Genomic DNA, 25,981 nt, shown 5'->3' on the forward strand with positions numbered 1-25,981 from the left:
ATGGTTACGCTATTTTAGTAAAGACTCTCACCTTTTGCTAGGTGAGAGTCAAATCAAGTTAAACGAGTTCACCTTGTGCTCGAAGACTTACCTGAATTAAATGTCGGTTAATCGCATTTAAATAAGCTTTCGCGGATGCTTCTAATACATCCTGTGAAGAGTTTCGTCCCGTTGTTGATACACCATCGTATCGGATATTAATAACTGCCTCACCAAGTGCATCACGCCCTTTGCCGACAGACTTCACTCGGTAATCAATGACATTGATAGCACCAGGCACAAGCTGTTCTAACGTATTAAATATTGCTTCCACTGAGCCTGAGCCTGTAGCCACAACATTTTTTACATTGCCTTCTGGCGTCACGACCGTCGCGGTAGCAGTTGGAATATTTTCTGTACCATATTGCACTTGTACCATTTTAAGCTCAAACAGTGGCACATCTTCGATTTGGATTTGCTGCTCTGTTAGAAGCGTTAATAAATCTTCTTCCGTAATTTCTTTTTTACGGTCTGCTAGCTTTTTAAATTCAGCAAAAGCTTTATTTAGCTTTTCATCTGACAGTGCAAAGCCCATTGTTTCTGCACGATCACGGAAAGCAGCGCGTCCTGAATGTTTGCCAAGAACAAGCGGTACTTCTCCTTCGCCAATCAGTGCAGGTGATATAATTTCATATGTTTCAGGATTTTTTAACACGCCATCTTGATGAATGCCAGACTCATGTGCAAATGCATTTTTACCGACAATTGCTTTATTTGGTTGAATAACGACATTCGTTAGTTTACTAACTAATTGCGATGTGCGCTTAATTTCCTGTAAGTTGATGCCTGTTTCAACAGGATAGATATCTTTACGGATATGGAGGGCTACCGCGATTTCCTCTAGTGCAACATTCCCTGCACGCTCCCCGATACCGTTAATTGTTCCTTCAACTTGTGACGCACCATTTTCAATAGCCGCAATGGTGTTAGCCGTAGCCATTCCTAAATCGTCATGGCAGTGTGCTGAGAATTTCACTTTTTCAGCACCTTTGACGTTTTCTAATAAAAATTTGAATAATGCGCCATATTCTTGCGGAGAAGCATAGCCCACTGTATCTGGCACGTTAATCGTCGTCGCTCCAGCAGCAATAACATCATTCATAATACGTACTAAAAATTCGCGATCTGAGCGGAAAGCATCTTCGGCAGACCATTGCACAAGTGGGAAGTATTTTTTCGCATATTTCACTGCTTCAATGGCTTGCTCGACCACTTGATCAGGTGATTTTTTCAACTTATATTCCATATGGATTGGAGATGTTGCTAAAAAAATATGAATATGCGGTTGTTCTGCTACTTTAATCGCTTCCCATGTTGTATCAATATCTTTTTGCACGCAACGCGCTAGCCCTGTAATGATTGAATTTTTCACAGTACCCGCAATACGCTGGACCGCATCAAAATCACCGGGAGATGAAGCAGGAAAACCTGCTTCAATAATTGTTACACCTAGACGTTCAAGTTGCTTGGCAATCTCAATTTTCTCTGCTGTATTTAAATTAATGCCGGCAGATTGTTCACCATCGCGAAGTGTTGTATCGAAAATATCAATTTTTCGCACTTGTAGCCACTTCTCTCACAACTTTTTCCTTACCTTCATTGATGAATGGCATCATTGCACGTAGTTTTGCACCAACTTCTTCGATTTGGTGGTTTGCACCAGCTTCTTTGAATTTTGTATAGTCTGGACGACCATTTTCATTTTCTTGAATCCAACGGCGAGCAAATGTACCATCTTGGATATCTGTTAATACGTCTTTCATGCGGGCTTTAACTGAATCGTCGATGATACGTGGACCCGCAACATAATCACCCCACTCGGCTGTATCTGAAACGGAGTAACGCATTGTCGCCATACCACCTTCAAACATTAAATCTACGATTAATTTTAATTCGTGTAATGTCTCAAAGTAAGCAAGCTCTGGTTGGTAGCCCGCTTCTACTAATGTTTCAAATCCAGCTTTAACTAATTGAGTTGCCCCACCGCAAAGTACTGCTTGCTCACCAAATAGATCCGTTTCAGTTTCTTCTTTGAATGATGTTTCTAATAAACCGCCACGAGCAGCGCCAATACCTTTACCGTAAGCAAGTGCTAAATCTTTTGCTTGACCCGTTGCATCTTGGTGGATAGCAAATAGTCCTGGTACACCAGCACCTTGTTGGAATTGACGACGCACTAGATGACCTGGTCCTTTTGGTGCTACTAAAAATACGTCAACATCTGCAGGTGGCGTAATTTGACCAAAGTGAATATTGAAACCATGTGCAAACATCAGTGCTTTACCAGCTTCTAAATATGGAGCAATTTCAGCTTCATAAACTGCTTTTTGACGCTCATCTGGTAGTAAGATTTGGATTACATCTGCTTCTTGCGCTGCTTCCGCAACTGTTTTAACGTCTAAGCCATCAGCTTTTGCTGCATCGAAAGATCCACCTGGGCGAACACCTACTACTACATCGAAACCTGATTCTTTAAGGTTTAATGCATGTGCATGACCTTGTGAACCGTAACCGATAATTGCGATTTTTTTTCCTTTTAATACGTCCTCGTTGATGTTTTGTTCATAGTACATTGTAGCCATTGTTTGTTTCCTCCTAATAATTGGGTTTGTTTTTTTAAACTTATGAGCATTTGCAGCTTTACAGTGCGCAGATCACAAGCTTCGATTTATATGCAAACTATTTTAAAATAGAGAGCTGCGTATTGATGGTTTTTTGTGTTTCACGAACAGATGCCGTTGCACCTGTGCGCGTTAATTCTTTAATACCATATGGGCGAATAAGCTCAATAAAGGCATCGATTTTTTCTGGATTTCCTACCACTTGATATGTCACAACGTTTTTCGCTGTATCAATAATTTGTGGACGGAATGGCTCAACAATCGAGTTCATTTCCAGACGTAAATTTGGTGGTGAAATAACCTTCACAAGCGCTAGCTCACGAAGCACGATGGATTTATCTGTAATGTCATTGACCTTTAACACATCAATTTGCTTCGATAATTGCTTCACCAGTTGTTCAATTTTGCGCTCATCTTCTACATTCACAACAAATGTCATTTTTGAGAAGTTTGGCTGTTCAGTATGACCAACTGTAATCGATTCGATATTGAATTGACGCTTCATAAGTAAACCTGTTATACGGTTTAATACACCACTTTGATTAATCACTGTTACTGTAATTACTCGTTTCAATTCTTTTTCACCCCAATCATTTCATGTAACCCTTTACCTGGTGCAACCATTGGGTAGACACATTCAAGCTGTTTTACACGGCAGTCGATTAACGCTGGCTCGTCAGAAAGCAGTGCCTCACGGAAAATACTTTCCGCTTCGTCAATTGTGTTAATTCGATAGCCTTTAATGCCGTAAGCATCCGCTAATTTAACAAAATCTGGCTGGATTGGCATAAGTGATGATGAATAACGCTCTTCATAGAATGTTTGTTGCCATTGGCGTACCATCCCTAAACAACTGTTATTTAAAATCACAATTTTTACTGGTAAGTTGAATTCTTTTAATAATGAAAGCTCTTGTGCAGTCATTTGGAAGCCTGCATCGCCTACAATCGAAACAACTTTTTTGTCTGGCTTCGCAAACTGGGCCCCTATTGCAGCTGGGAAGCCGAAGCCCATCGTACCAAGTCCACCAGACGTTACCCAACCATGATCATTGTTTAAGCGGTAATATTGTGCAGCCCACATTTGATGCTGCCCTACATCCGTCGTCACAATGGCATCACCTTCAGTAATTTTATGCACAAGTTCTAGTGCTTCCTGCGGTAACACCTCTGTGTCTCCATCTTCTTTTAAATACCACAGCGGATATTCTTTTGCATGATTGTTTAAAAATTCAAGCCATTGTTTCGTATCCGGACCTTCAAAATCTTTTTTCAGTAAAGATTTTAATGCCTCTTTTGCATCCGCTACAATCGGAATATCGGTCGGTACATTTTTACCGATTTCAGCCGGATCAATGTCAATATGGACAATTGTTGCATTTGGTGCAAACGTTGCTAAATTCCCTGTTAAACGGTCATCAAATCGAGCGCCAATATTTAATAATAAATCCGACTTAGTAATTGCCATATTTGCTGTTACTGTTCCATGCATTCCGGCCATACCAATGAATAATTCGTGATCGCCATGAATGGAGCCAAGACCTAATAAGGTATTTGTTACAGGAATTTGATACTTCTCAGCGAAAGTTGTTAATTCTTCACGAGCATCGGCAAATAGTACACCCGCCCCTGCTAGAATTACTGGATTTTTCGCTAGCGAAATAGCTTGAATAGCCTTTTGAATTTGCAAATAGTTCGGCTTGTATGTCGGTTGATAGCCTGGTAAATAAATTTCTTCTGGTTCTTGTGGTGGATTATTTACATCAAACAGCATTTGAGATACATTTTTAGGGAAATCTACCACAACTGGTCCTTTACGACCTGTATTCGCAATATGGAACGCTTCTTTCACTATGCGAGGGATATCATTGACATCTTGCACTTGGTAGTTGTGCTTTGTAATAGGTGTTGTAATCCCCATAATATCTGCCTCTTGGAACGCATCTGTTCCAATAACTGTTGTCGCTACTTGACCAGTAAAGACAACTAATGGGATAGAATCAATCATCGCATCGGCAATACCTGTTACTAAGTTCGTTGCACCTGGACCACTTGTAGCGATGACAACCCCCGGCTTATTCGATACACGTGCATAGCCTTCAGCTGCGTGAATAGCACCTTGCTCGTGACGTGTTAAAATATGACGAATTGGGTTTTTGTACATTGCATCATATATTTGAAGTACTGCTCCACCCGGATATCCAAAAATAATATCTACATCTTGATCATGCAGCGCTTGGACTAAAATGTCTGCACCATCTTTCGCTTGAAAAGTTTGTTCTACTTCTTCTGTCGCCAATTGTTCTTTTTCATTAATTGAAACATTCGCACTCATCAAAATATGCCTCCTTCTTGTCTTTCGATTCACAACAGCATACGACTACCTCATCTAGTTAATGAACACTTTCGTGATGTAATGCTGAAAACGGAATATTCTACGCTTAATAAATAATAAAAAGCCTTTTTCTCCGAACGCAAAGAACTACCTTGCGTAGGGATGAAAAAGACTTTTCATGGTACCACCCTTGTTTATAGCAATCATATTGCTACCTCGCGAATAAATGAAAGCATTTATGCACCAATGCAAGTGAACTTACATCCAATACGGTGTCATAAATCATTTATTCATTAATAACGAGCACTTCGATTATGCCCGGAACTATCTAATGGCGATCACGCGTTTAATAGTTCACTCCGAGGGGATGTCGGATCTAGTTGTATCGCCGGCTTCCAGCACGACCGGCTCTCTGGTAGATACAAGGCTCTAGAACCTTTAACCTCATCAACGTTTTAACCTATTGATTTTTTACTAGTTTTTAAGACTAAATTTTCATCACGCCACCTGTTGAGGCGCTTGTCACTAATTTTGAATATCTTGCTAACCAGCCACGTTTAATTTTCGGTTCAAACACTGGCAGTTTTGCGCGACGTTCTGCTAATACTTCATCTGAAACTTCTAAATTGATTGTACGATTTGGTAAATCAATCGTAATGATGTCACCATTTTCAACTAAAGCGATTGGACCGCCTTCTGCTGCTTCTGGCGATATATGCCCGATTGAAATACCACGAGATGCACCGGAGAATCGACCATCTGTAATTAACGCTACCTTTGTACCGAGACCACGACCTTGAATGGCCGATGTAGGTGCTAACATTTCTGGCATCCCTGGGCCACCTTTTGGTCCTTCATAACGAATGACGACTACATGGCCTTCCTTAACAGTACCGTTATCAATATTTTCTTGCGCTGCTTCTTGTGATTCAAAGACAATTGCCTCACCTGTAAATACTTTAATCGAAGGATCAACAGCACCTACTTTAATAACAGAGCCATCAGGAGCAATGTTGCCAAATAGCACCGATAAACCTCCGACTGGGCTATAAGGATTGTCTTTTGTACGAATAACTTGATCATTTGTAATGTGATAATCTTTGACGAGCTCGCCCATTGTTACACCTGCAACAGTCGGACGATTTGGATGAATGGCACCTGGAATAGATGTTAATTCATTAATGATGGCACTGACACCACCTGCTTTATTGATATCATCCATTGAAATATCAGAAGCAGGCATAATTTTTGCTAAATATGGCACACGCTCTGCAACTTTATTAATATCTTCAATGTTATAGTCGATTTCAGCTTCATTTGCGATTGCTAATGTGTGAAGCACCGTATTTGTGGAGCCGCCCATTGCCATATCGAGTGCAAATGCATCATCAATTGCTTCTTTTGTAATGATGTCACGTGGCTTAACGTCTTCTTTAATCATGCGCACTAATTGTTTAGCGGCTTCTTTAATCAACTTATGTCGGTCTTCAGACGTAGCAACGATTGTACCGTTGCCTGGAAGTGCTACACCTAGCATTTCCATTAAGCAGTTCATGGAGTTCGCTGTGAACATCCCTGAACATGATCCACATGTTGGACATGCATTATTTTCAATATCTAACAGCTCTTCAGCTGACATATTACCTGATTTGTGAGCCCCAACACCTTCAAATACTGAAGTTAATGAAAGCTGTTTTCCTGTAGCAGATGTACCTGCCTCCATTGGACCACCAGATACAAAAATTGATGGTACGTTCGTACGAACTGCTGCCATTAACATTCCTGGTGTGATTTTGTCACAGTTAGGAATGTAAAATACGCCATCAAACCAGTGTGCATTAATAACTGTTTCTGCTGAATCCGCTATAATTTCACGGCTTGGTAAAGAATAACGCATACCAATATGGCCCATTGCAATACCATCATCCACACCAATCGTATTAAATTCGAATGGAATGCCTCCCGCTTCAATTATGGCTTCTTTCACTACATCAGCAAATGTACGTAAATGAACGTGACCTGGAATAATGTCGATATAAGAGTTACAAACCCCAATAAATGGTTTCCCTAAATCTTTTGCTTTTACTTTGCCTGTTGCATATAAAAGACTACGATGTGGCGCACGATCTACGCCTACTTTAATCATGTCACTTCTCATTTTAAACGCCCCTCATTTATTGCTATGTTCGTCGCTATATACAAAATGTTCTGTCTATTTTGTTTTTACCTAGCTGATTGCCTTTGTGGCAACTGATTGTAGGAACGAACGTATTAAATTGTTGTTATCATAGTACGAATAACTAGGCTACGTCAACAGTATTTTTTGAATTGTTTAAACAATTCAAAAAATATACGAAATTTGAAATCGTTTACATGCTGATTAAGCATCGGTTTTATCTCGCTTTGATAAATATTTTGACATTTCGTTCAAATTTAAATTTTTTCATTATAAACACTATTCAGTGGATGATTTATCACAAATGCTTTCATCTTTCCCCATACATTGATTTCAAAATTAGTAGATTCAGTTGTTGTTAAATTCTAAATATTACAATATGAATAATTGCTCTAAGTAACGTGTAAAAAATACTTTGTCAGGGTCATATTGTGCACGAACTGTTAAAAACTTATCTATATTTGAATATAATGTGTGTACTTGCTGTGCAGTTAAATGGCTTTGTTTTCCCCAATGTGGTCGACCATGATATTTTTGCATTAGATTGTGCACCCATTTAAAATAAGGCTCTTCCGACATTCCTTTATACATATGAAAAGCTATAAAGGCGGATTCTTGTCCTTGTGTAGGACTTAAATAACCAGCCTCACCTGCTGTTGTACGGCATTCCAATGGAAAATGCACATGCAAATGCCCTTTTTGAAACGTTGTATGAATTTCTTCCATGCATGCCTCAAATTGTGGTAATGATATGGCGTACTCACTTTCTTGGAATTTGACACTTCTAGGAGATGGATAGATTTCATAGCTAATGCCAATCTTCTCGGCCTCGACAACATTGGCAGCAGCTAATTTACTCATTGCACTACTTAAAGCTGGTTTCCATTTACATAGCTCCGAAATCGCAAAAAATGCACCATTTTCTACTATTTGAAGTTTTATATTTTCTACGCACTTGCGCCATTCACTTTGATACACTGGAGCCATCGCATTCATACGTTTAATTTGAATTGTCTCACTACCAGGAAAGTAGAACCATTCAACATGTCGATGCTGTCGAATATCTTGTGCAAATGTTGCTAGTCCGTTTGTTAATGTGTCCCTTGTGCCAATATAATGTAAACTATAGAGCGGCAACACTTTTAGCGTCACTTTTACAAGTACCCCAAGCATGCCAAGTGAGACATGAAGTGCCTCGGATAAATCGTCAGTCCCTCGAATATGCTCATGGTAAGTTCCATTTCCATCAACAAAACACCAGCGTGTCACAGCAGACGACAACGAACCTAAAGTCACCCCTGTTCCATGTGTACCAGTAGACACTGCTCCGGCAATGGTCTGTTCTTGAATATCGCCCATATTTATTAAGCCAAACCCATGCTTTGCAAGCTGTGGTCCAATCTCATATAAATAAGTTCCTGCCCACAATGTAGCTTCTTGGTTTTCGGCATCTATCGAAATAAGCCCGCGCATATTATGTAATGACAGTGCAATATGCTCCGGCATGGCAACAGCACTAAATGAATGCGCTGCACCTGTTACACGAATGGTTTTCTTCCTATCACGCGCATGCTTCACTACATTTACAACTTCTTCTATTGAACGAGGTAAGTGCATCTCACTTGGATACGCTATTATATTGCCAGCCCAGTTCGTCCATTTCTCCCCATTTTTCCACTTCTCTACAGAAAACATTGACCATCCCCCCTGTACGTCGCAAAGCTACCTACATATTCGTCTTGCCTTATCCCATGAAGTGTTTGAAATCTTTCGCAAAGCTCTCCAGCCTTTGCATGGCGAAAATAGATGGTATCCCCAATTGTGAGTGTTTTGCCTTTTACCTTAATCGGTGTTTGCACTTCTCCAGCTCCTTCTAAACGCAGAAAGGAAAAATAGGTCGGCTCGTAAAATACCGGATAACGATCATTGGCCATTGCTCCGGACGCTGGATAACCACCACCATGGCAGACAACAATATTAGGCGCAGGTTTCCGCGTGATACGGAGTGCAAAGCCTGCTGCTTTTGAAAGTTGTAAATGGGCAAATTGATCAAAAAGGGCTGGTGCATAAAATGCAGAACCAACTGTCATTTCTGTCACTTCTTTCTGCTCCGCAGTATATGTCATACTGCCTGTACCTCCACCATTAACAAAGCGTAATCGAGGAAAATAAGCTTTTACATGCGCAATAGCTAATCTACGAAATTGGGTTACTTGCTTTTTGGCTTGTGTTTGCATGAAATCTATTAGCCTACCTTTTATAGCATTAGCAGGTCGATTTCCAACACCAGCTATTTGCGCCTCATATCCCATAACCCCTACAACTTCTATATGGGACTGCTGTTTTATATAAGTTAAAAAAGGAGTGATAGACTCCAGCGAGTCAAGAGATGAGCGTTTTGTACCAAAATAAAGTACTTTAAAATCAGTAGATAAATTAATATCGATACAGATGGATACCTTTACATCTAGCTCCGCACCTATTTTTTCTAAAAACGCAACTTGCTCACATCTATCCACCATAAATGTGACGGTTCTTCCCTCTTTTACATAGTGCAATAGCTGACGTACAGCCATGTCTTCCATAACAGGATAACCAAGCAGTACATCATCGAAATTTCTTTGGAGTAAAAAGATGGATTCTGCCGCGGTAAATGTCATAAATCCTGTTATATTCGACAGATGTTGTTGTAGATATTGCAACACCTCTACCGAGCGTATTGATTTTGTTGCTATACGGATTTTTTTTTGCCCACAAGCTTGTTGCACCGTTGCAATATTATCATCAAGTGCATCAAGGTCTAACCAAGCAAATGGGCGCTCTATGCCCTGGAAAGCCTGTTGAAATCTCGTTGTCATTTAATCCCCCTCGTATGATTTATATTGGTCAAGTACTAGAAAAATACGCGAAAATGCTTGTCTACTTCACAATAGGCAACAAAAAACAACCGTGTATTACGACGAAATTGCCTTCACGGTTGTTTTAGTATAGGTCAAGCATTGTACTCACCTTTCTATTAGATTTTTAAGAGATTAGGATGCCAATAAAAACTCAGCAGCTAAATTTAACATTACCACCAAATGTAGCGCAGCAATAAAGAATCCTTGGCGATCTAAACGTTTCATAACAGTCATATTCATAAACTATCACCTCTCCTTTTTTTCACATTATACGCTCACCTTGTTCAATTTTCAAACTATTCTCAATATTAAAATATGACTATTTTTCTGACAGCCAAAACCAAATATGGCATGATAAAGAGTGAAATCATGCCTAAAGGAGTGGACGAAAGTGAAAAAAGCATTACTGGTAATTGATTATACAAATGATTTTGTAGCAACAGATGGTAAATTAACGTGTGGGGAACCAGGACAATTACTTGATACGCCTATTGCAAATTTAATTGAACAATTTATTGCAGAAAAAAATGTCGTCGTTTTCGCTAATGATTTACATGAAGAAAACGATCCATTTCACCCTGAAACAAAGCTTTTTCCTCCTCACAATATTCGCGGAACATCTGGTCGCAATCTATACGGTCATGTTGGTGAAGTTTATAACTTGTATAAGGACAACGTGATTTGGCTCGACAAAACACGTTATAGTGCCTTTGCAGGAACAAATTTAGCCATTTTATTAAAGGAACGGAACATCGAGGAAGTTCATTTAGTTGGTGTTTGTACAGATATATGTATTTTGCATACAGCTGTGGATGCTTATAATTTGGGCATTTCTACTGTTATTTATGCAAATGCAGTAGCAAGTTTTGATGTAGCTGGACATGATTGGGCTTTGCGTCATTTTGAACATACTTTAGGTGCCACAGTAGTGAAATAAACAAATGAAGTCATTGTAAAAATAAAAAGGTCGGTCATTTAGGTTTAATTATCTCCAAAAAGGATATAACTAAGTAATGCCATTATATCTTAACTTTGAGGAGATGAATCATTATGATCAGTTTCATTTGGTATTTAATCATCGGAGGAATTTTAGGTTGGTTAGCTGGCGTCATTTTAGGAAAAGATGTTCCTGGAGGCATTATTGGTAATATTATTGCCGGGATTGTCGGTTCTTGGATAGGTAGTATGGTTTTAGGTAACTGGGGTTGGAAAGTCAGCGATTTTTATGTATTTCCAGCGTTAATAGGTGCAATTGTGCTTATCTTCATTGTAAGCATTATTCTTAAAAGTATGCGTAAAGCTACGTAATTATGTACAAAAAGAGCCATCGTTTAGATGGCTCTTTTATTATTTTGCATTAAGAAGGACGGCTGTTTTTAATTCATCGTGGTAATCATTATACAAATTATAGTAATGTAAGACATTTTTAACGTATTCTTCGCTATGATTATAATTGAAAACGGCTCGTTTTACGTCACCTTTTGCAGCTCCATACTTTGATAAATAATTCGCAGCACTAAATACAGCATCTTCGATATCATAGGGATCCGCTATACCATCTCCATTGGCATCGACACCGTAACCTCCATATTTTTTTATCGTTTCGGGATTCATCAGCTCTGCCTTTGTAATATTGCCCTTCCCTAATCCCTCACAAGTTGGATGTTTCCATCCTACAAATGTACAAGGCATAAATTGCATATGTCCGACTGCCCCTGCTGGCGAAACAAGTGATTTCATGGAAGAAAATCGTGTTTCAATACGATGATGGGCAGCTAACAATGTCCAAGGCACGCCATATTTCTCCTCGGCAGCAACATACACCGGAATATATTGTTCTGGAATGTTCATATCGAAATGCTGCTGTATTTCTTCAATCGCCTTTTGTTGAGCAAGTTTTTCGAAAATCGGGAATGTTTGTAGTTCCTTCCAAGCAAAAAAAGCAAGTACATATACAGTAATGGCTACAGGGATTAATAGTGCTATCATCCCCATCTTCATACTTGGAGATAGCAATGGTTTCTTTTGTTTTTTTTTCGCCATATGTCACACCTAATCATTCTTTGTCTACTTCTATATTACCAAATTTACCGTTTTATGTTGTAGATTTTTTCTATTTTTCTTTTTCCTATGTTTATAGTTGATTATAATTAGGGTAATATAGTAGAATACAATTCGATTGTTTTTTTGGATAATTATAGGGAGGATATATTATATGTGGAAAGACTTTAAGGAATTTGCTATGAAAGGCAATATAATTGATTTAGCGATTGCCGTTGTAATTGGTGGGGCTTTCGGGAAAATCGTTACCTCCTTAGTAGAAAATATTATTATGCCATTAGTCGGTGTGTTAACAGGTGGCATTGATTTAACTGAAAGCTTTATGTTTGGTTCTGGTACAGCTCAAGTAAAGTTAGGTATATTTTTACAATCAATTATTGATTTTTTAATTATCGCCTTTGCTATTTTCTTAGCATTACGTCTTATGACGAAATTTACTAGAAAAAAAGAGGAAGCGGTTGTAGAGGAACCGACACCTGTGCTAGATTCAAAAGAAGAACTGTTAAAAGAAATTCGAGATTTATTAAAAAAACAACAAGCATAATGGACAAGACATTATGTTCCACAAAGGCTATAGATATTTTCGTGCTACGCGAAAACGAATCTATAGCTTTTTTATTTGTGCCTCTTTCAAGCCTCTTTTCATCGTCAAACATCAATCCCCTACTATTCCTACATGATTTATTTTCAATAATCTATGTAATTTTCTGAAATCATCTTGTCCTTCTGTACTTTCCATGTTAAATTAAGTAACAATTATAGAGAAAATTGAAGAGACTAATCGAATTATTCTATTAAGGAATAGAGTCCCCCTAGTGTGGACTCTTTCTATATTAACGATGAAGAAAAGAGTGAGAACATGACAAACAATAGACGTATTGAAACAAAACTTGTACAGCTTGGCAATTTGAGTGACCCTAGAACTGGTGCTGTTAGCCCGCCCATTCATTTATCAACTGCCTATAAACATACAGGGATCGGTGAATCGACAGGATTTGACTACGCTCGTACAAAAAACCCAACGCGTGCCATTTTAGAAGCAGGTATTGCAGATTTAGAAGGTGGCGACGCTGGCTTTGCCTGTAGTTCCGGTATGGCTGCAATCCAACTTGTAATGTCTCTATTTAAACCAGGAGATGAACTCATCGTACCAGATGATTTATATGGTGGTACATATCGTCTTTTTAACTTTTTTAAAGAAACATACAATATTAAACCAATCTATTCTAAATTTGAATCGCTTGAGCAAGTAGAGGCGTTAATCAATGACAATACACGTGCCCTCTTTATCGAAACACCAACAAACCCACTTATGCAGGAATTTGATCTCAAAGTGTATGCTGAGCTTGCCCATCAACACGGTGCATTGCTAATCGTAGATAATACTTTTTATACACCCTACTTCCAACGACCAATTGAACTAGGTGCCGATATTGTACTGCATTCTGCAACAAAGTATATTGGCGGACATAATGACGTATTAGCCGGTTTAGTTGTCTCAAAAGGTGCTGAGCTATCCGAACGTCTCGGCTTTATTCAAAATGGTAGCGGAATGGTACTAGGAGCAATGGATTCTTGGTTATTGATTCGTGGCTTAAAAACGTTACATCTTCGCTTAAAACAACATGATGCCAATGCCAAAGCGATTGCTGCTTATTTAGAGGAAGAAGAACTTGTCACAGACGTATTGTATACGGGCAAGGGTGGTATGTTGTCATTCCGACTACAAAAGCCTGAATGGATTGACCCATTTCTTCGTAACTTAAAGTTAATTATTTTTGCAGAGAGTCTTGGTGGCGTTGAAAGCTTTATCACGTACCCTGCTACACAAACACATGCCGATATGCCTTACGAGGAACGTGTAGCACGCGGCGTTTGCGATCGTTTACTACGCTTTTCTGTCGGCATTGAAGAGGCTGAAGATTTAATTGCAGATTTAAAACAAGTGTTTGATACGCTGAGAAAAGAGGCATAGAAAATGAAACAACATATTGAAACAACGCTTATCCACGCAGGTGTGCGTGATGGCTACGAAAATAAAAAAGGTGCGGTTAATGTACCACTGTATGTTTCTTCAACATTTCACCAAGAAAGCATCGATGAATTCGGTGAATACGATTATGCTCGTTCTGGTAACCCAACACGTGATGCGTTAGAGAAAGCCGTTGCCGAGCTTGAAGGTGGCGTTCGTGCACATGCCTTCTCCTCTGGTATTGCAGCGGTTTCCGCAGCCTTAATGTTATTATCACAAGGTGATCACATTGTCATTACAGAGGACGTTTATGGTGGAACATACCGCTTTGTGTCAAAAGTATTACCTCGATTCGGTATTACGCATACGTTCGTGGATTTTACTGATATAGCAGCGGTTGAAGCAGCCATTACACCTGCTACAAAGCTTCTCTACATGGAGACACCATCGAATCCTACATTAGGGATTACAGATATCCGTGCAATAGTCGCACTAGCTAAACAACATCAATGTCTAACGTTTTTAGATAATACATTTATGACACCTTTACACCAACGACCTCTAGACTTAGGTGTAGACGTTGTCATTCATAGTGCAACGAAGTTTTTATCTGGTCACTCAGATATTATTGCGGGACTTACTATAACAGCAGATGAACAACTCGGAAATGACCTGTATTTCATCCAAAATTCTTTTGGTAATATTTTAGGTGTACAAGATTCCTTCACACTACTACAAAATATGAAAACAACCGATGTACGTTTTAGCCGTTCTGCTGCATCAGCACAAAAGATTGCACAGTTTTTAGAAGCAAATTCCCTTGTTGAGCAAGTGTACTACCCAGGTCTTGCCTCACATCCTGGCTATGCCATTCATCAAAGCCAATGTACAAGTGCAGGCGCTGTCTTGTCGTTCCGCCTACCTCATTATGCAGCAGCGAAAGCCTTGGTAGAGGCAATGAAGATTCCCGTATTTGCTGTATCTCTTGGTGGTGTGGAATCGATTCTTTCCTACCCAGCAAAAATGAGCCATGCAGCAATGGAACCTGAAGAACGCATCAAACGTGGCATTACGGATGGATTATTACGATTCTCAGTTGGTTTGGAGCATGTGGATGATTTAATTGCAGACTTTGCCCAAGCATTAGAAATTGCCGCTAAAGCGTAAAAATAAAACTTGCGTGACTGGCACCATAACCCACTTTGACTTTCCGGCGAGCATAGTGTAAGCCGCCGAAATCTAAGTGGGTTTTAATTTTACCTAAATATTCAGAATTGTTTGGGTGACAGGCACTAGATAATACGATATAAATAATCGCCATGTCCTTTTGCGAGCTCAACGTCATGTTCCTTTTCAATCCAATAAAACGTAAACTGTAAGTTGCCCTCGTTTAAGCCTGTTGGATTGTGTTGCCAAGTATGTTGGGACTCATTTGAATTTAAATGGAAAAAATAGCGTTTTTGCAATGCTCCTGAATAATGCTCGGCATAATCCTGTGCGATAAGGCCTTGTACTTCTAAATTTGTTAAACCCGTTTCCTCCACCATCTCTCGTATAACTGCTTCAAGTGGCGTCTCTCCGTCTTCAATTGTACCTTTTGGAATTTGAATGCCTGCTCCCTCTGTATTTTGCTCAAATACAAGGACCTGAATCCGATCATCATAGTTTCGGGTAATATAACCAAATGCTTTTTCTAACACTTGCATAAAAACATCCCCCTTTGTCGTTATGTTATATGTTACAATATATAGAAATTATTGAAATTGTAGGTGATATGTATTGACACTCATTATACGACAAATGAATGAAGATGACATCTCTTTTGTCCAAGAAATTGCACAAACATCTTGGACTGCAACCTATGAAGGAATCATACCAAAGCATATTCAAGAACGATTTCTTCAAGCCGCCTATAGTGACGAACGGTTAACATGCCGTCTTCAAACAAGCCCTTTTTTAGTGGCAACAGTTGGTGAGTCTCTTATTGGCTTTGCAAATTTTTCACATGTTAATGAAGAGGGACAAGCCGAATTACTCGCTATTTACCTCCTTCCAACCGCTCAACATAAAGGCATCGGTTCAGCTCTACTGGAAAACGGTATTCAAAGATTACAAGGAGCAACTTCGCTTACTGTATGCGTTGAGAAAGACAATAAAATTGGTAGACAATTTTACAGCGAAAAGGGCTTTCAACACGTTGAAGAATTTGATGAATTATTTGAAGGGCATATGTTAAAAACAATACGTTTGATTCTACCATTAGCAAAAAAATAACGGGGTCACTGTCTCCTTCTTGTTACGAAATATTCAAGTGTTGCCCTCTATTTATATAGGCAAGTCAATTTGCTTAGATTGAATAACGAGGGCTGTTAACCCTTTGTCACTGCCGGACTCATGGACTTGTCCCACGTGCCAAAAAACACTATCCCCCTGTTTTACGACTAATTTCTCCTGATTCTCACCACAGACCCATCCCTCTCCTTCAATAACTATAAATAGTTGTGGAACAGGTGCTTCATGCAGACCTACCAGTCCACCCGCTTCTATGTATATAAACCCTATATTTGTTGGCTCCACTGTTGTCATGATTTTTGTGTAAAATGAATGCAACGAGTTGTAATTGTGAATGGCATTAGCGCCGTCCTTTGTAAACTTATAAATTTTCATAAAACAACCTCTTTCTTATTAACAGAATGAAATATGCATTAAACCAATTTGTACATTAATACATCATCAACATATAGATTGTCAGCGATTTTGATTTCATGTATCTTTCTACCTTCTTCGATAAAACCCATTTTTCGATAAAGGGCAATAGCACTGATATTGCTGGACAATACGCCTAAACAAACTTTCTCGATTAGTGGATTGGCAGCTGCCCATGTCAGTAGCGCTTCAATTAAACGTTTCCCAATTCCTTGCCCTCGTTGATCTTTTCGAACCATTATTCCAAAGCTACCTGTATGGGCTAGACGTTTTCGTTCTGGCGATTGAAATGCTAGCCAGCCAACGATCGTTTTATTGCATTCGGCAATAAGAATTATGTCACGATCATTCGCCAATTTCTTCTGTATCCATGATTGCTGACCTTCAATTGTTTGTTGAAATTCTGCTTCGGTCGAGATGAAATATCGTTCTTCAGCCATTACTTCCTGTTGAATCTTCAGCATTTGTTGTGCATCTGCAAAACATGCGACGCGAATGTTTATTTGCTTGCTCATTCTAGTTCCTCCCTTCTCACTTCCTTTATTTTACTACACATCCAATACTTATATAGTACAGAACCTTAAATAAAAAAAGCCCAGAAAAATTTCTGGGCTTGATGACACTTATTACTTCTAGCATGATTAAAACTGTCGGGCTTTCGCTTCACTTCTCAAGATACGGTTATGGAGAGTAATCTCCGTTTCACCATTTACTTGAGATTTTGAACGCTTAATCCTTGTCCAGTTACGGTGGATTTTTTGAGATTTCGGGTCTAATTGTTCCGGCCTACTCATTTTACATCCTCCTCATCATTATAGACTTTATAAGTGAATCCATGTTAGTATGACCGTTCGATTAAAAGACTACACCTCTTTTTTTGAAATCGCGAAAAATTTTTATGTGTGTTGTTTAATAACGCGATATTTTCACCATCATATTATGAAACGCTTTACAAAGAGTACATGAATGTATTTGTTTTGAGAAAAAATTGTGTGACCTGCCCAAGCATTCATCATGCTGATACTCGTTACTTGACCCTTTTAAAAATAAAAACAGCCACAACATAAGTCGAACCAGACCTATGTTGTGACCATTTGTCTATCGCTACTGTTCATTGGCGATAAATTTGTAAATGGCTGGCAATAACTTTGGATGTAGCGGCAATGTTGGGTCTGCATAGGTCGCTAAATTCTTCGTTCTATCCTCCGGTGCGTTTTTTAGAATATGATTCATGCCCTCCAGATAGAGAAGTTCTGCTTTTTCATCGCCTTGCTTAAGCGCTTCGGCATCTGTTGCATTCACTTGGATATCTGTCGTTCCTTGAATCAGTAACACGCGTCCTTTTACGTGTTGAAGTTCAGTAGCTGGATTATATTTCAGCCATGACATCATATATGGCTGCACAGAAGGTCTAAATAGTACTTGTAGCTCAGGCGATACATGTTGCACTTGCTCTCCTTTTTTCAGCGCGGCTAGAATCATATTAGTTTCAGCCGTTAGAGCAGGTGTTAATTGTCCTGATAATTGCTCTAAAAGTAACGTATCAGCCCTTCTACCTGCGCCTGCTATTGACACAAATGATGCCACATTGGTCTTTTGAGCGGCGAGCATGCCAATTAATGACCCTTCACTATGCCCAATAATATGAACGCTTGAAAAAGCTTGATTGGCGGACAGTATATGAATAATTTGCATTGCATCGTCAACATATTGATCGATGGAGATATCCTCTTCCTTTTTCAATAGCGATGCATTATCCCCGATACCTCGTTTATCGTATCGTACACTTGCAATACCTTCTTGAGCTAATCCTTCAGCAAGCATTTTCAAACTATTATTTTTTCCTGCAATTGCAGAATTTCCATCCTTATCTGTCGGACCAGAGCCTGCAATAATGAGTACGACTGGTGAAGGCTTGTTACTGCTTTTTTGCAGTGCGACCGTTAAATCGCCATCTTTAACTGGTACTGTGAGTGTTTCGTAGGAGACAGGTTGTTCTGGCTGTTCTTTATAGCGCTTTAAAACAAGGGGGAATTCCCCTCCATTTTGTTTAAATGTTGCTTTAATTTGCTCGTCTTTTAACGTCCCGTTTACCTCAATCGCCGAGCCATTTAAACGAATGATTATGTGTACTTTATTACCACTATATGACACACTTTTAAATGGATAATTACTTAACCCTTGTGCAGGAACAGATAATGTTCCGCTCTCTTTTTGTAAGTCTACAATAATTGGTAGTGAACCATTTGGAAGTTCAATATCCCCTGCCCATTTCCCGATTAGCTGTTCATTCATAGCATGCTCATCCTCCTCTTTGTCGACCTGAGTTGCATTTTCTTTTGGCGAACAGGCAACTAATGCGAACGCTACCAAACATAGTACAAAAAGTTTTTTCATCAAAACCCTCCCTCATCACAATACGCATAATCAACACGATAATAGTTATTTATTTGCGACTCCATCTGTCATACATAGAGTATAACAGTTTATTTGCAATATCAACATAATTTAGCAAAAAAGAAAGACCCAGAATAATTCTGGGTCCTTGGACACTTATACCTTCTATTTGATTGTACAGTTGTGGTCTCTACTTCATCTTAAGATACAGTAACCCAGAGATATCTCTCATTACCTACTCCTTAAGATATGTGAAGTATAAACCTTATTCAGCTGTGGCGGACTTTCCTGAGATTCGTTGTCTACTGGAGTTGGACTACTCATTCTGCATCCTCCTCATCATATTAGATGATTAAGTGTATCCTTTAACAGTATGGGCCATATCCCAAAACTCTATACATGTTGTTGAAAAATTTTTATCGCTTCATTTTTTTACAGTTAGCTGCTTTTCTGCAAATACCTGTTGAGCAATCGTTAGCGCATTTTGCACACGAGGAAAGCCGATATAGGGCACTAATTGCAAAAGTGCTTCGACAATTTCAGTAGGTGTTAATCCTGCATGCAACCCTCGTGTTATATGGGTTTTCGTTTGTGGAACAGCACTTTGTGTAACAACTGCTGTGATTACGACAAGTGCTCGACTTTTCGCATCAAGCCCTGGGCGTGAATAGACATCACCATAGGCAAACTCGATAATCATTTTGCGTAAATCGGGCGCTATGTCAGCGAGGGCATCCGATTCTACCATACGGTATACCTCTTCTTCTGTCACATAGTGCTTCATTGTTTCTAACCCCTTTGTAAAACGATCCGTCATATGACATTTCTCCCCTTTTTACATAACTATATGTTCCTTATACAAAAACCCCAATTTCGCGTCTCCGAAAATTGGGGATTGTCCTTCACATATGTAAGGTGCTCTTTTTTTGTTTCACCCTCTGGCTCCACAGAAAAAGGATGAAGGTTTTTCATAGTGCCTCTCTGGACAGCTTTAATGAATATCTATGCAAATGTCTCAAAGGACTTGCACGCAAAATAGTTAAGAAAGACAAGCTTTTGCTTTAGCGATTTGAATATTGACTTGATCGAAACCAGTACCACCTAATGAATGACGACGGCGCACAGCGGCTTCAGGTGCTAATACATCATAAATATCCGCTTCGATAAGCTCGCTTTCTTTTTTCATGTCTTCAATCGGTAAATCTAATAAATAAATGCCTTTTTGAATACATGTAAACACTAATTTACCTGTTACTTCATGTGCTTCACGGAACGGCATGCCTTTTGTTGCAAGGTAATCTGCTAATTCCGTAGCATTTGAGAAGTCAGAGTGGACTGCCTTGTGCAGACGCTCCGTATTGACGGTCATCGTGCGTACCATACCTTCAAAGATTTTTAAAGAGCCAAGAATTGTATGCACTGTATCGAACATTCCTTCTTTGTCTTCTTGCATATCCTTGTTGTATGTTAACGGTGTTCCTTTTAGAACTGTCAGTAAGCCCATTAGGTTACCATAAACACGACCAGTTTTACCGCGAATTAACTCCGCCATATCTGGATTTTTCTTCTGTGGCATAATAGATGAGCCTGTCGAGAATGCATCATCCAATTCGATAAACTTAAATTCATCTGTTGACCACAAAATGATTTCCTCAGCAAAGCGAGATAAATGCGCCATTAATAAGGATGAATTGCTTAAAAATTCGACGATAAAATCACGATCACTTACAGCATCCATAGAATTCGCATACACTTCACTAAAACCAAGTAGCTCCGCTGATTTTAGACGATCAATCGGGAAAGTTGTCCCTGCCATGGCACCAGCACCTAATGGTAAGATATCAATACGTTTAATGGATTCCGTAAAACGTTGTTTATCGCGTTCAAGCATCCAAAAGTATGCCATTAGATGATGTGCAAAAGAAATGGGCTGTGCACGTTGTAAATGCGTATAACCTGGCGCAATTGTTTCAACATGCTCCTCTGCTTTTTCTAGTAACGTTTTTTGGAATGTCTCGATACAATCAATGGCTTCCTTTACACGCTTCTTTAAGAAAATATGCATATCCGTTGCCACTTGGTCATTACGGCTACGGCCTGTATGCAGTTTACCACCAACTGGTCCTATGCAATCAATGAGCATTTTTTCAAGGTTTAAATGAATATCTTCATTGGCAACAGTAAATTCAAGCTCACCAGCGACTGCTTTTTCCTGTAATTGTGCGAGACCGCCAAGAATAGCTTCTACATCCTCTGCTGGTAAAATTCCCGTTGCACCAAGCATCGTGACATGTGCGACACTACCTTCTAGGTCTTCCAATACAAGTTGCTGGTCAAAGCCGATGGATGCGCCAAACTCATCGACCCATGCTTCTGCTGATTTTTGGAAACGTCCGCCCCAAAGTTTTGTCATAACAGCTCACCTTTTCCTAAATTACTTATCGAAAAGGTGCAGTACAGCGTTCATGCTACACTACACCCTACTTTTAATAATTATTTTTTATTAACTGAAGAGTTAACCACTGTTGGCAGACCCCATAATTCGATGAAGCCTACAGCAGATGCGTGGTTGAATTGGTCTTCTTTAGAGTATGTTGCTAATTTTTCGTTGTATAATGAGTTTGGTGATTTACGTCCTTCTACAATGGCATGACCTTTGTAAAGTTTCACACGTACTGTACCATTTACGTATTGTTGTGATTCAGCAAGGAATGCTTGTAATGCATCACGTAAAGGAGAGAACCATAAACCATCATAAATTAATTCAGATAATTTTTTCTCAATCACTGGTTTGAAGTGTGCTAGTTCTTTCACAAGTGTTAAATCTTCAAGCTCTTTATGAGCAGTTAACAGTACTTTTGCACCTGGAATTTCGTATACTTCACGAGATTTAATACCAACTAAACGGTTTTCAACATGGTCGATACGGCCAACACCGTGTGCACCTGCTACTGCATTTAGTTCTTGAATTAAATCAGCAAGTTTCATTTCTTTGCCGTTTAAAGCTACAGGTTTACCAGCAATAAATTCGATTTCTACATATTCAGCTTCATTTGGCGCGTTTTCAACAGAAACCGTTAAGCCATACGCTTCTTCTGGTGGAGATACCCAAGGATCTTCCATTACGCCTGCTTCGTTTGCACGGCCCCATAAGTTTTGGTCAATTGAGAATGGTGAATCTAATGTTGCCGGAATCGGTACATTATGTTTCATTGCATATTCGATTTCTTCATCACGGCTCCAACCCCACTCACGTACAGGAGCAAGTACTTCTAAATCTGGATTTAATGCTTTTATTGACACTTCGAAACGAACTTGGTCGTTTCCTTTACCTGTACAACCGTGAGCGACTGCATCCGCACCCACTTGGTTAGCAATTTCCACTAACTTTTTAGAAATTAAAGGACGAGAAAGTGCTGATACTAATGGGTATTTTTGTTCGTACCAAGTATGTGCTTGTAATGAAATAAGTGCGTATCCTTCAGCGAATTCATCTTTTGCATCCACCATATATGATTCAATAGCACCTACTTGAAGTGCTTTATTTTTTACAAATTCAAGATCTTTTCCTTCACCAACGTCTAGACAAACTGCGATAACGTCCCAACCTTGTTCTTTTAACCACGGAATTGCTACAGAAGTATCAAGACCGCCTGAGTATGCTAAAACTACTTTTTTATTTGCCATACAAAATGCGCCTCCAATTGCTCTATATGATATGTATGTTTATACATTCACTTAAAAGTTTATACACGAATAGTATCATGTTATAAAAATAAATACAAGTGCATTTTTATAAAAAAATAGTTGGTGCCTGACACACAAAATATTCAGAATTTTTCGGGTGACTGGCACCGTTATTTCTTATTAAATAGTGGTTTGGCTAAAAATTCGATTGTAGCAGGCGCTAGAGCATATAGTTTACTCGTCAAGCCCATTATTTTTGGCAAGTTTACTTCTCGAACTGGGCGCTCTATCGTTTTTACTGTCGCCTGTGCCACTTCTTCAGGTGTTAAAATAAATCGACCTAGAGACTCACGATAACCGCTTTCATCGTTTACTTTATCTAAAAATGGTGTATCAATTGGTCCCGGGTGAATGGCTGTTACTTTAATATTATAGGGTGCTAGCTCCATACGCAGACCATTGGTAAAACCAACAATGGCATGCTTTGTTGCCGCATAAACACTAGCCTTCGGAGTAGCGACTTTGCCGGCCTGTGAACCGATAAAAATTAGTTGCCCCTGTTCACGCGCAATCATTGGTGCAGCTAGACGTTTTGCTAAATACATCGGCACGCGCACATTGAGCTCCAGCATTTCGCTTATATGTTCATCCGATAACAAAGGCGCAATAGCAAATTTACCAACTCCCGCAGAAAAAATGGCTACATCGAGCGGAGGCAGTTGCGCACATACTTCATCAATTGCTGTAAGTGACGTTAAATCAGCTTGTATCACATTGGCACCTAAACGTTGTAATGTTTTTAACGCTACCTCATTACGCCCTGTTGCATATACATGATGGCCTTGTGCAACTAATAATTCTGTAATTTTTAACCCTACACCACTCGTTGCACCTGTTACAAAGATTGTCTTTTTATTCATTTTCATGTATGAACCCTACTTTCTTCTAAACAAATAGATACCTGCCTCATTTTTCCCTGAAACCACAAGATGATTTGCCTCTAAATAATCCAAATGCCCAAGTGTTTTAGATAATGTTAAGCCTAGTTGATGCTGAAAAATCGAAGGATATAAACGCTTTGTCATTTGTACAACTGTTAGCTGATCATTTCCTAGTAACTCATAGACCTTCATGGATTGTTGGTGTTGTCTTTCTAGTCGCTTATCAATGAGAGCTGGTATATCTTCTAAATTTGCGCCATGCCCTGTATACATAATATTCACTGGCAATTGACGCAATATTTCTAGTGAAGCATTATATTGTAACAATGACTTTGGACGACCTGATGTGCGATCTAACGGTGGTTCGATCAATGGATTAGGAGTTATTTTTTCTAATAATAAATCTCCACCAATTACATAATGTAATTTTTCATCCCAAAAAATAAAATGACTTTGCGCATGCCCTAATGTTTCAAATACTTTTAACCCGGGATGACCTGGAACTTCATCGCCATCGTATAAAATTTGGGTTAATGATCGCTCCCCTACAAGCTCTAATTCCCGTCGAACATGGACACTATGCTCAATATATGCCTGTGGAACCCCGTGTTCGAACAAACGCTCACTGTAAAACTGCTCATGATAACGTAAAAAATCTTCGTCATGTCGTAACCATTTATCGTTATAGGCATGGCCTAAAATTTCTGCATGTGGAAAAGCATCCACCCAACCTGCATGATCGGGATGGTGATGGGTTAACACAACTTGTTCAATATCTCGTAAATCAAAGCCAGCTGCCCGAATACCCCATTTCAGTGCATCATAAGCTTCCATTGTTTTCGGACCAACATCAAAAATCGTTAATGCATCACCTTTGACAATAAATGCATTGACATCTCCTACTTCATAGGGTGTTGGAATTTCTATTTTGTGTATCGACAAAGCTGTCTCCCCCTTTAGTGTAAGTAAATAATGAATACTCATTCACCTATTTTACAAGTTTTTCTTTCTCAAGTCACCCTCCTGTTGACAGCTTGACGTATTATTACTATAATTTTGAATAATCAAATTATTATATGTGCGTTGAGGAAGCCAAGTATGTAAATGGTGAAGGTGTCTAGAGAGTGTTACATTTGCTGCAAGTAACATCACCCACTCCCAATACAGAACCTACTTCTGAGCAGTTATGACAACATAACCGTTCCCCCTTGCGATAAAAGGGCTAAGAGTTGTGCCGAATTGGCAAACAAAGGTGGTACCGCGGAAACGACAGCGTTTTCGTCCTTCTATTTAAGGACGAGAGCGCTTTTTTATTTTGAATCGGAGGTTTTTCCTATGAAAAAAATTTTATTTATCGGTGCTGGCTCCATGGCAGAAGCATTGATGCACGGTTGGATAAAACAGAACGTATTTACACCACACGAAATTTATGTCACCAATCGCTCAGATAAGGAACGTTTACAGTTTTTACACGATACGTATGGCGTCCAGACTAGCATAGAGGATGCGATATACCAGCAAGCAGACTTGATTATTTTGGCGATGAAACCAAAGGATGCCATCAAGGCAATGCTTGAACTGAAAAACAAAATAACTGAACATACGGCCATTCTATCCATTTTAGCTGGCATTGCTATTAGCACGATTACTGAGCAATTAGGATTACGTCCAGTCGCTCGCGTAATGCCTAATACTTCTGCAACAATTGGCATGTCGGCAAGTGGCATTGCATTTAATGCGCAAGTATCGGCTACACAGCGCGCCATGTTTTTACAATTATTAGAAGCTGTTGGTTCTGTAATTGAAGTGGAGGAAGACCAATTACATGCCGTTACAGCACTCTCTGGAAGTGGTCCTGCTTATATTTATTATCTAATGGAAGCTTTTGAACGGGTTGGTATGGAAGTAGGGCTGTCAAAAGATACTGTCAGACTTCTTATGACCCAAACGCTTGCTGGTACAGCTGAAATGCTCAAACAATCTATTGACGAACCTGATGTCCTTCGTAAAAAAGTGACAAGTCCAGGTGGTACAACAGAAGCTGGCATTAAAGCACTTGAACAGTATCAATTTAATGCAGCGATTGAAGCATGCATTAAAGAAGCAGAAGCTCGATCTCGCGCGCTTGCAAAAAGCAAATAATCCAT

The 25,981-nt window shown here is 39.3% G+C and carries 25 protein-coding genes; 7 read left to right on the forward strand and 18 right to left on the reverse strand.

The window, feature by feature from the left end:
• Window positions 1-58 precede the first annotated feature (58 nt).
• The 7 genes from T479_RS13055 to T479_RS13085 all read right to left on the reverse strand — a co-directional run bounded on the left by T479_RS13055 (window position 59) and on the right by T479_RS13085 (window position 10,028).
• Window positions 59-1,600, reverse strand: coding sequence for a 2-isopropylmalate synthase (locus T479_RS13055; protein ID WP_025219866.1), 1,542 nt, complete (start codon window positions 1,598-1,600; stop codon window positions 59-61).
• Window positions 1,587-2,621 (reverse strand): ketol-acid reductoisomerase, encoded by a 1,035-nt coding sequence (ilvC, locus tag T479_RS13060; RefSeq protein ID WP_024361066.1) that lies wholly within the window; start codon window positions 2,619-2,621, stop codon window positions 1,587-1,589. Before ilvC ends, T479_RS13055 begins: the two co-directional genes overlap by 14 nt.
• A gap of 97 nt (window positions 2,622-2,718) precedes the next feature.
• Window positions 2,719-3,234, reverse strand: a complete 516-nt coding sequence (gene ilvN, locus T479_RS13065; protein ID WP_024361067.1) for an acetolactate synthase small subunit — start codon at window positions 3,232-3,234, stop codon at window positions 2,719-2,721.
• Complete coding sequence (ilvB, locus tag T479_RS13070) at window positions 3,231-4,994, reverse strand: biosynthetic-type acetolactate synthase large subunit (protein ID WP_025219867.1); 1,764 nt, start codon at window positions 4,992-4,994, stop codon at window positions 3,231-3,233. Before ilvB ends, ilvN begins: the two co-directional genes overlap by 4 nt.
• A gap of 487 nt (window positions 4,995-5,481) precedes the next feature.
• Window positions 5,482-7,152: a dihydroxy-acid dehydratase gene (gene ilvD, locus T479_RS13075; RefSeq protein WP_024361069.1), complete on the reverse strand. Its 1,671-nt coding sequence runs from the start codon at window positions 7,150-7,152 to the stop codon at window positions 5,482-5,484.
• Window positions 7,153-7,542: 390 nt separating this feature from the next.
• On the reverse strand, window positions 7,543-8,865 hold the full coding sequence (locus T479_RS13080) for an FAD-linked oxidoreductase, L-gulonolactone oxidase family (RefSeq protein ID WP_025219868.1): 1,323 nt from the start codon (window positions 8,863-8,865) through the stop codon (window positions 7,543-7,545).
• Entirely contained in the window at window positions 8,853-10,028 is a 1,176-nt protein-coding gene (locus T479_RS13085) for an amino acid deaminase/aldolase (protein ID WP_025219869.1), read from the reverse strand. The genes T479_RS13080 and T479_RS13085 overlap by 13 nt, the downstream gene beginning before the upstream one ends.
• 433 nt (window positions 10,029-10,461) lie before the next feature.
• Here T479_RS13085 and T479_RS13090 point away from each other — a divergent pair, with 433 nt between their 5' ends.
• Window positions 10,462-11,007, forward strand: a complete 546-nt coding sequence (locus T479_RS13090) for a cysteine hydrolase family protein (RefSeq protein ID WP_025219870.1) — start codon at window positions 10,462-10,464, stop codon at window positions 11,005-11,007.
• Between the two features lie 113 nt (window positions 11,008-11,120).
• Window positions 11,121-11,378 (forward strand): GlsB/YeaQ/YmgE family stress response membrane protein, encoded by a 258-nt coding sequence (locus tag T479_RS13095; protein WP_024361073.1) that lies wholly within the window; start codon window positions 11,121-11,123, stop codon window positions 11,376-11,378.
• A 39-nt stretch (window positions 11,379-11,417) separates the two neighbouring features.
• On the opposite strand, the gene T479_RS13100 is transcribed toward T479_RS13095, so the two are convergent.
• Window positions 11,418-12,113 carry a lytic transglycosylase domain-containing protein gene (locus T479_RS13100; RefSeq protein ID WP_025219871.1) on the reverse strand — a complete coding sequence of 232 codons (696 nt, stop codon included), beginning with the start codon at window positions 12,111-12,113 and terminating at the stop codon, window positions 11,418-11,420.
• A gap of 172 nt (window positions 12,114-12,285) precedes the next feature.
• Between T479_RS13100 and mscL the strand changes: the two genes are divergently transcribed.
• The 3 genes from mscL (at window position 12,286) to T479_RS13115 (ending at window position 15,270) form a co-directional block, all read left to right on the forward strand.
• On the forward strand, window positions 12,286-12,675 hold the full coding sequence (mscL, locus tag T479_RS13105) for a large conductance mechanosensitive channel protein MscL (RefSeq protein WP_025219872.1): 390 nt from the start codon (window positions 12,286-12,288) through the stop codon (window positions 12,673-12,675).
• A gap of 315 nt (window positions 12,676-12,990) precedes the next feature.
• Complete coding sequence (locus tag T479_RS13110) at window positions 12,991-14,106, forward strand: methionine biosynthesis PLP-dependent protein (RefSeq protein ID WP_025219873.1); 1,116 nt, start codon at window positions 12,991-12,993, stop codon at window positions 14,104-14,106.
• A gap of 3 nt (window positions 14,107-14,109) precedes the next feature.
• Window positions 14,110-15,270, forward strand: a complete 1,161-nt coding sequence (locus T479_RS13115; RefSeq protein ID WP_025219874.1) for an aminotransferase class I/II-fold pyridoxal phosphate-dependent enzyme — start codon at window positions 14,110-14,112, stop codon at window positions 15,268-15,270.
• A 125-nt stretch (window positions 15,271-15,395) separates the two neighbouring features.
• On the opposite strand, the gene T479_RS13120 is transcribed toward T479_RS13115, so the two are convergent.
• Complete coding sequence (locus tag T479_RS13120; protein WP_025219875.1) at window positions 15,396-15,809, reverse strand: NUDIX hydrolase; 414 nt, start codon at window positions 15,807-15,809, stop codon at window positions 15,396-15,398.
• A gap of 73 nt (window positions 15,810-15,882) precedes the next feature.
• Here T479_RS13120 and T479_RS13125 point away from each other — a divergent pair, with 73 nt between their 5' ends.
• On the forward strand, window positions 15,883-16,377 hold the full coding sequence (locus T479_RS13125) for a GNAT family N-acetyltransferase (protein ID WP_025219876.1): 495 nt from the start codon (window positions 15,883-15,885) through the stop codon (window positions 16,375-16,377).
• Window positions 16,378-16,428: 51 nt separating this feature from the next.
• Here the strand turns inward: T479_RS13125 and T479_RS13130 are convergent, their stop codons facing one another.
• The 9 genes from T479_RS13130 to T479_RS13165 form a co-directional block, all read right to left on the reverse strand.
• The gene (locus T479_RS13130; protein WP_025219877.1) at window positions 16,429-16,770 is read right to left on the reverse strand and encodes a cupin domain-containing protein; all 342 of its coding nucleotides are present in this window, start codon (window positions 16,768-16,770) and stop codon (window positions 16,429-16,431) included.
• A gap of 38 nt (window positions 16,771-16,808) precedes the next feature.
• Window positions 16,809-17,324 carry a GNAT family N-acetyltransferase gene (locus T479_RS13135; RefSeq protein WP_038509761.1) on the reverse strand — a complete coding sequence of 172 codons (516 nt, stop codon included), beginning with the start codon at window positions 17,322-17,324 and terminating at the stop codon, window positions 16,809-16,811.
• Between the two features lie 126 nt (window positions 17,325-17,450).
• A complete protein-coding gene (locus T479_RS23255; protein WP_069513162.1) occupies window positions 17,451-17,603 on the reverse strand; it encodes a YpzG family protein in 153 nt (50 codons plus the stop codon).
• Window positions 17,604-17,913: 310 nt separating this feature from the next.
• Entirely contained in the window at window positions 17,914-19,206 is a 1,293-nt protein-coding gene (locus T479_RS23260; RefSeq protein WP_025219879.1) for an alpha/beta hydrolase, read from the reverse strand.
• Window positions 19,207-19,630: 424 nt separating this feature from the next.
• Window positions 19,631-20,023, reverse strand: coding sequence for a carboxymuconolactone decarboxylase family protein (locus T479_RS13145; protein WP_025219880.1), 393 nt, complete (start codon window positions 20,021-20,023; stop codon window positions 19,631-19,633).
• Between the two features lie 222 nt (window positions 20,024-20,245).
• On the reverse strand, window positions 20,246-21,619 hold the full coding sequence (gene argH, locus T479_RS13150; RefSeq protein WP_024361084.1) for an argininosuccinate lyase: 1,374 nt from the start codon (window positions 21,617-21,619) through the stop codon (window positions 20,246-20,248).
• A gap of 80 nt (window positions 21,620-21,699) precedes the next feature.
• The gene (locus T479_RS13155; protein WP_024361085.1) at window positions 21,700-22,893 is read right to left on the reverse strand and encodes an argininosuccinate synthase; all 1,194 of its coding nucleotides are present in this window, start codon (window positions 22,891-22,893) and stop codon (window positions 21,700-21,702) included.
• A gap of 170 nt (window positions 22,894-23,063) precedes the next feature.
• On the reverse strand, window positions 23,064-23,819 hold the full coding sequence (locus T479_RS13160; RefSeq protein WP_036204663.1) for an SDR family NAD(P)-dependent oxidoreductase: 756 nt from the start codon (window positions 23,817-23,819) through the stop codon (window positions 23,064-23,066).
• A gap of 9 nt (window positions 23,820-23,828) precedes the next feature.
• A complete protein-coding gene (locus T479_RS13165) occupies window positions 23,829-24,776 on the reverse strand; it encodes an MBL fold metallo-hydrolase (protein WP_025219881.1) in 948 nt (315 codons plus the stop codon).
• A gap of 393 nt (window positions 24,777-25,169) precedes the next feature.
• Between T479_RS13165 and proC the strand changes: the two genes are divergently transcribed.
• Window positions 25,170-25,976 carry a pyrroline-5-carboxylate reductase gene (proC, locus tag T479_RS13170; RefSeq protein ID WP_024361088.1) on the forward strand — a complete coding sequence of 269 codons (807 nt, stop codon included), beginning with the start codon at window positions 25,170-25,172 and terminating at the stop codon, window positions 25,974-25,976.
• Window positions 25,977-25,981 lie beyond the last annotated feature (5 nt).

The organism is Lysinibacillus sphaericus, from assembly GCF_000600105.1.
GTDB lineage: Bacteria > Bacillota > Bacilli > Bacillales_A > Planococcaceae > Lysinibacillus > Lysinibacillus sphaericus.

What these genes read in the sequence shown, in the direction of transcription:
- ilvC (WP_024361066.1), bottom strand. Translation starts at nt 2,621, where the DNA reads ATGGCTACAATGTACTATGAACAAAACATCAACGAGGACGTATTAAAA.
- ilvB (WP_025219867.1), bottom strand. Translation starts at nt 4,994, where the DNA reads ATGAGTGCGAATGTTTCAATTAATGAAAAAGAACAATTGGCGACAGAA.
- ilvD (WP_024361069.1), bottom strand. Translation starts at nt 7,152, where the DNA reads ATGAGAAGTGACATGATTAAAGTAGGCGTAGATCGTGCGCCACATCGT.
- T479_RS13080 (WP_025219868.1), bottom strand. Translation starts at nt 8,865, where the DNA reads ATGTTTTCTGTAGAGAAGTGGAAAAATGGGGAGAAATGGACGAACTGG.
- T479_RS13085 (WP_025219869.1), bottom strand. Translation starts at nt 10,028, where the DNA reads ATGACAACGAGATTTCAACAGGCTTTCCAGGGCATAGAGCGCCCATTT.
- T479_RS13095 (WP_024361073.1), top strand. Translation starts at nt 11,121, where the DNA reads ATGATCAGTTTCATTTGGTATTTAATCATCGGAGGAATTTTAGGTTGG.
- T479_RS13100 (WP_025219871.1), bottom strand. Translation starts at nt 12,113, where the DNA reads ATGGCGAAAAAAAAACAAAAGAAACCATTGCTATCTCCAAGTATGAAG.
- mscL (WP_025219872.1), top strand. Translation starts at nt 12,286, where the DNA reads ATGTGGAAAGACTTTAAGGAATTTGCTATGAAAGGCAATATAATTGAT.
- T479_RS13110 (WP_025219873.1), top strand. Translation starts at nt 12,991, where the DNA reads ATGACAAACAATAGACGTATTGAAACAAAACTTGTACAGCTTGGCAAT.
- T479_RS13115 (WP_025219874.1), top strand. Translation starts at nt 14,110, where the DNA reads ATGAAACAACATATTGAAACAACGCTTATCCACGCAGGTGTGCGTGAT.
- T479_RS13120 (WP_025219875.1), bottom strand. Translation starts at nt 15,809, where the DNA reads ATGCAAGTGTTAGAAAAAGCATTTGGTTATATTACCCGAAACTATGAT.
- T479_RS13130 (WP_025219877.1), bottom strand. Translation starts at nt 16,770, where the DNA reads ATGAAAATTTATAAGTTTACAAAGGACGGCGCTAATGCCATTCACAAT.
- T479_RS13135 (WP_038509761.1), bottom strand. Translation starts at nt 17,324, where the DNA reads ATGAGCAAGCAAATAAACATTCGCGTCGCATGTTTTGCAGATGCACAA.
- T479_RS23255 (WP_069513162.1), bottom strand. Translation starts at nt 17,603, where the DNA reads ATGAGTAGGCCGGAACAATTAGACCCGAAATCTCAAAAAATCCACCGT.
- T479_RS23260 (WP_025219879.1), bottom strand. Translation starts at nt 19,206, where the DNA reads ATGAAAAAACTTTTTGTACTATGTTTGGTAGCGTTCGCATTAGTTGCC.
- T479_RS13145 (WP_025219880.1), bottom strand. Translation starts at nt 20,023, where the DNA reads ATGACGGATCGTTTTACAAAGGGGTTAGAAACAATGAAGCACTATGTG.
- argH (WP_024361084.1), bottom strand. Translation starts at nt 21,619, where the DNA reads ATGACAAAACTTTGGGGCGGACGTTTCCAAAAATCAGCAGAAGCATGG.
- T479_RS13155 (WP_024361085.1), bottom strand. Translation starts at nt 22,893, where the DNA reads ATGGCAAATAAAAAAGTAGTTTTAGCATACTCAGGCGGTCTTGATACT.
- T479_RS13160 (WP_036204663.1), bottom strand. Translation starts at nt 23,819, where the DNA reads ATGAAAATGAATAAAAAGACAATCTTTGTAACAGGTGCAACGAGTGGT.
- proC (WP_024361088.1), top strand. Translation starts at nt 25,170, where the DNA reads ATGAAAAAAATTTTATTTATCGGTGCTGGCTCCATGGCAGAAGCATTG.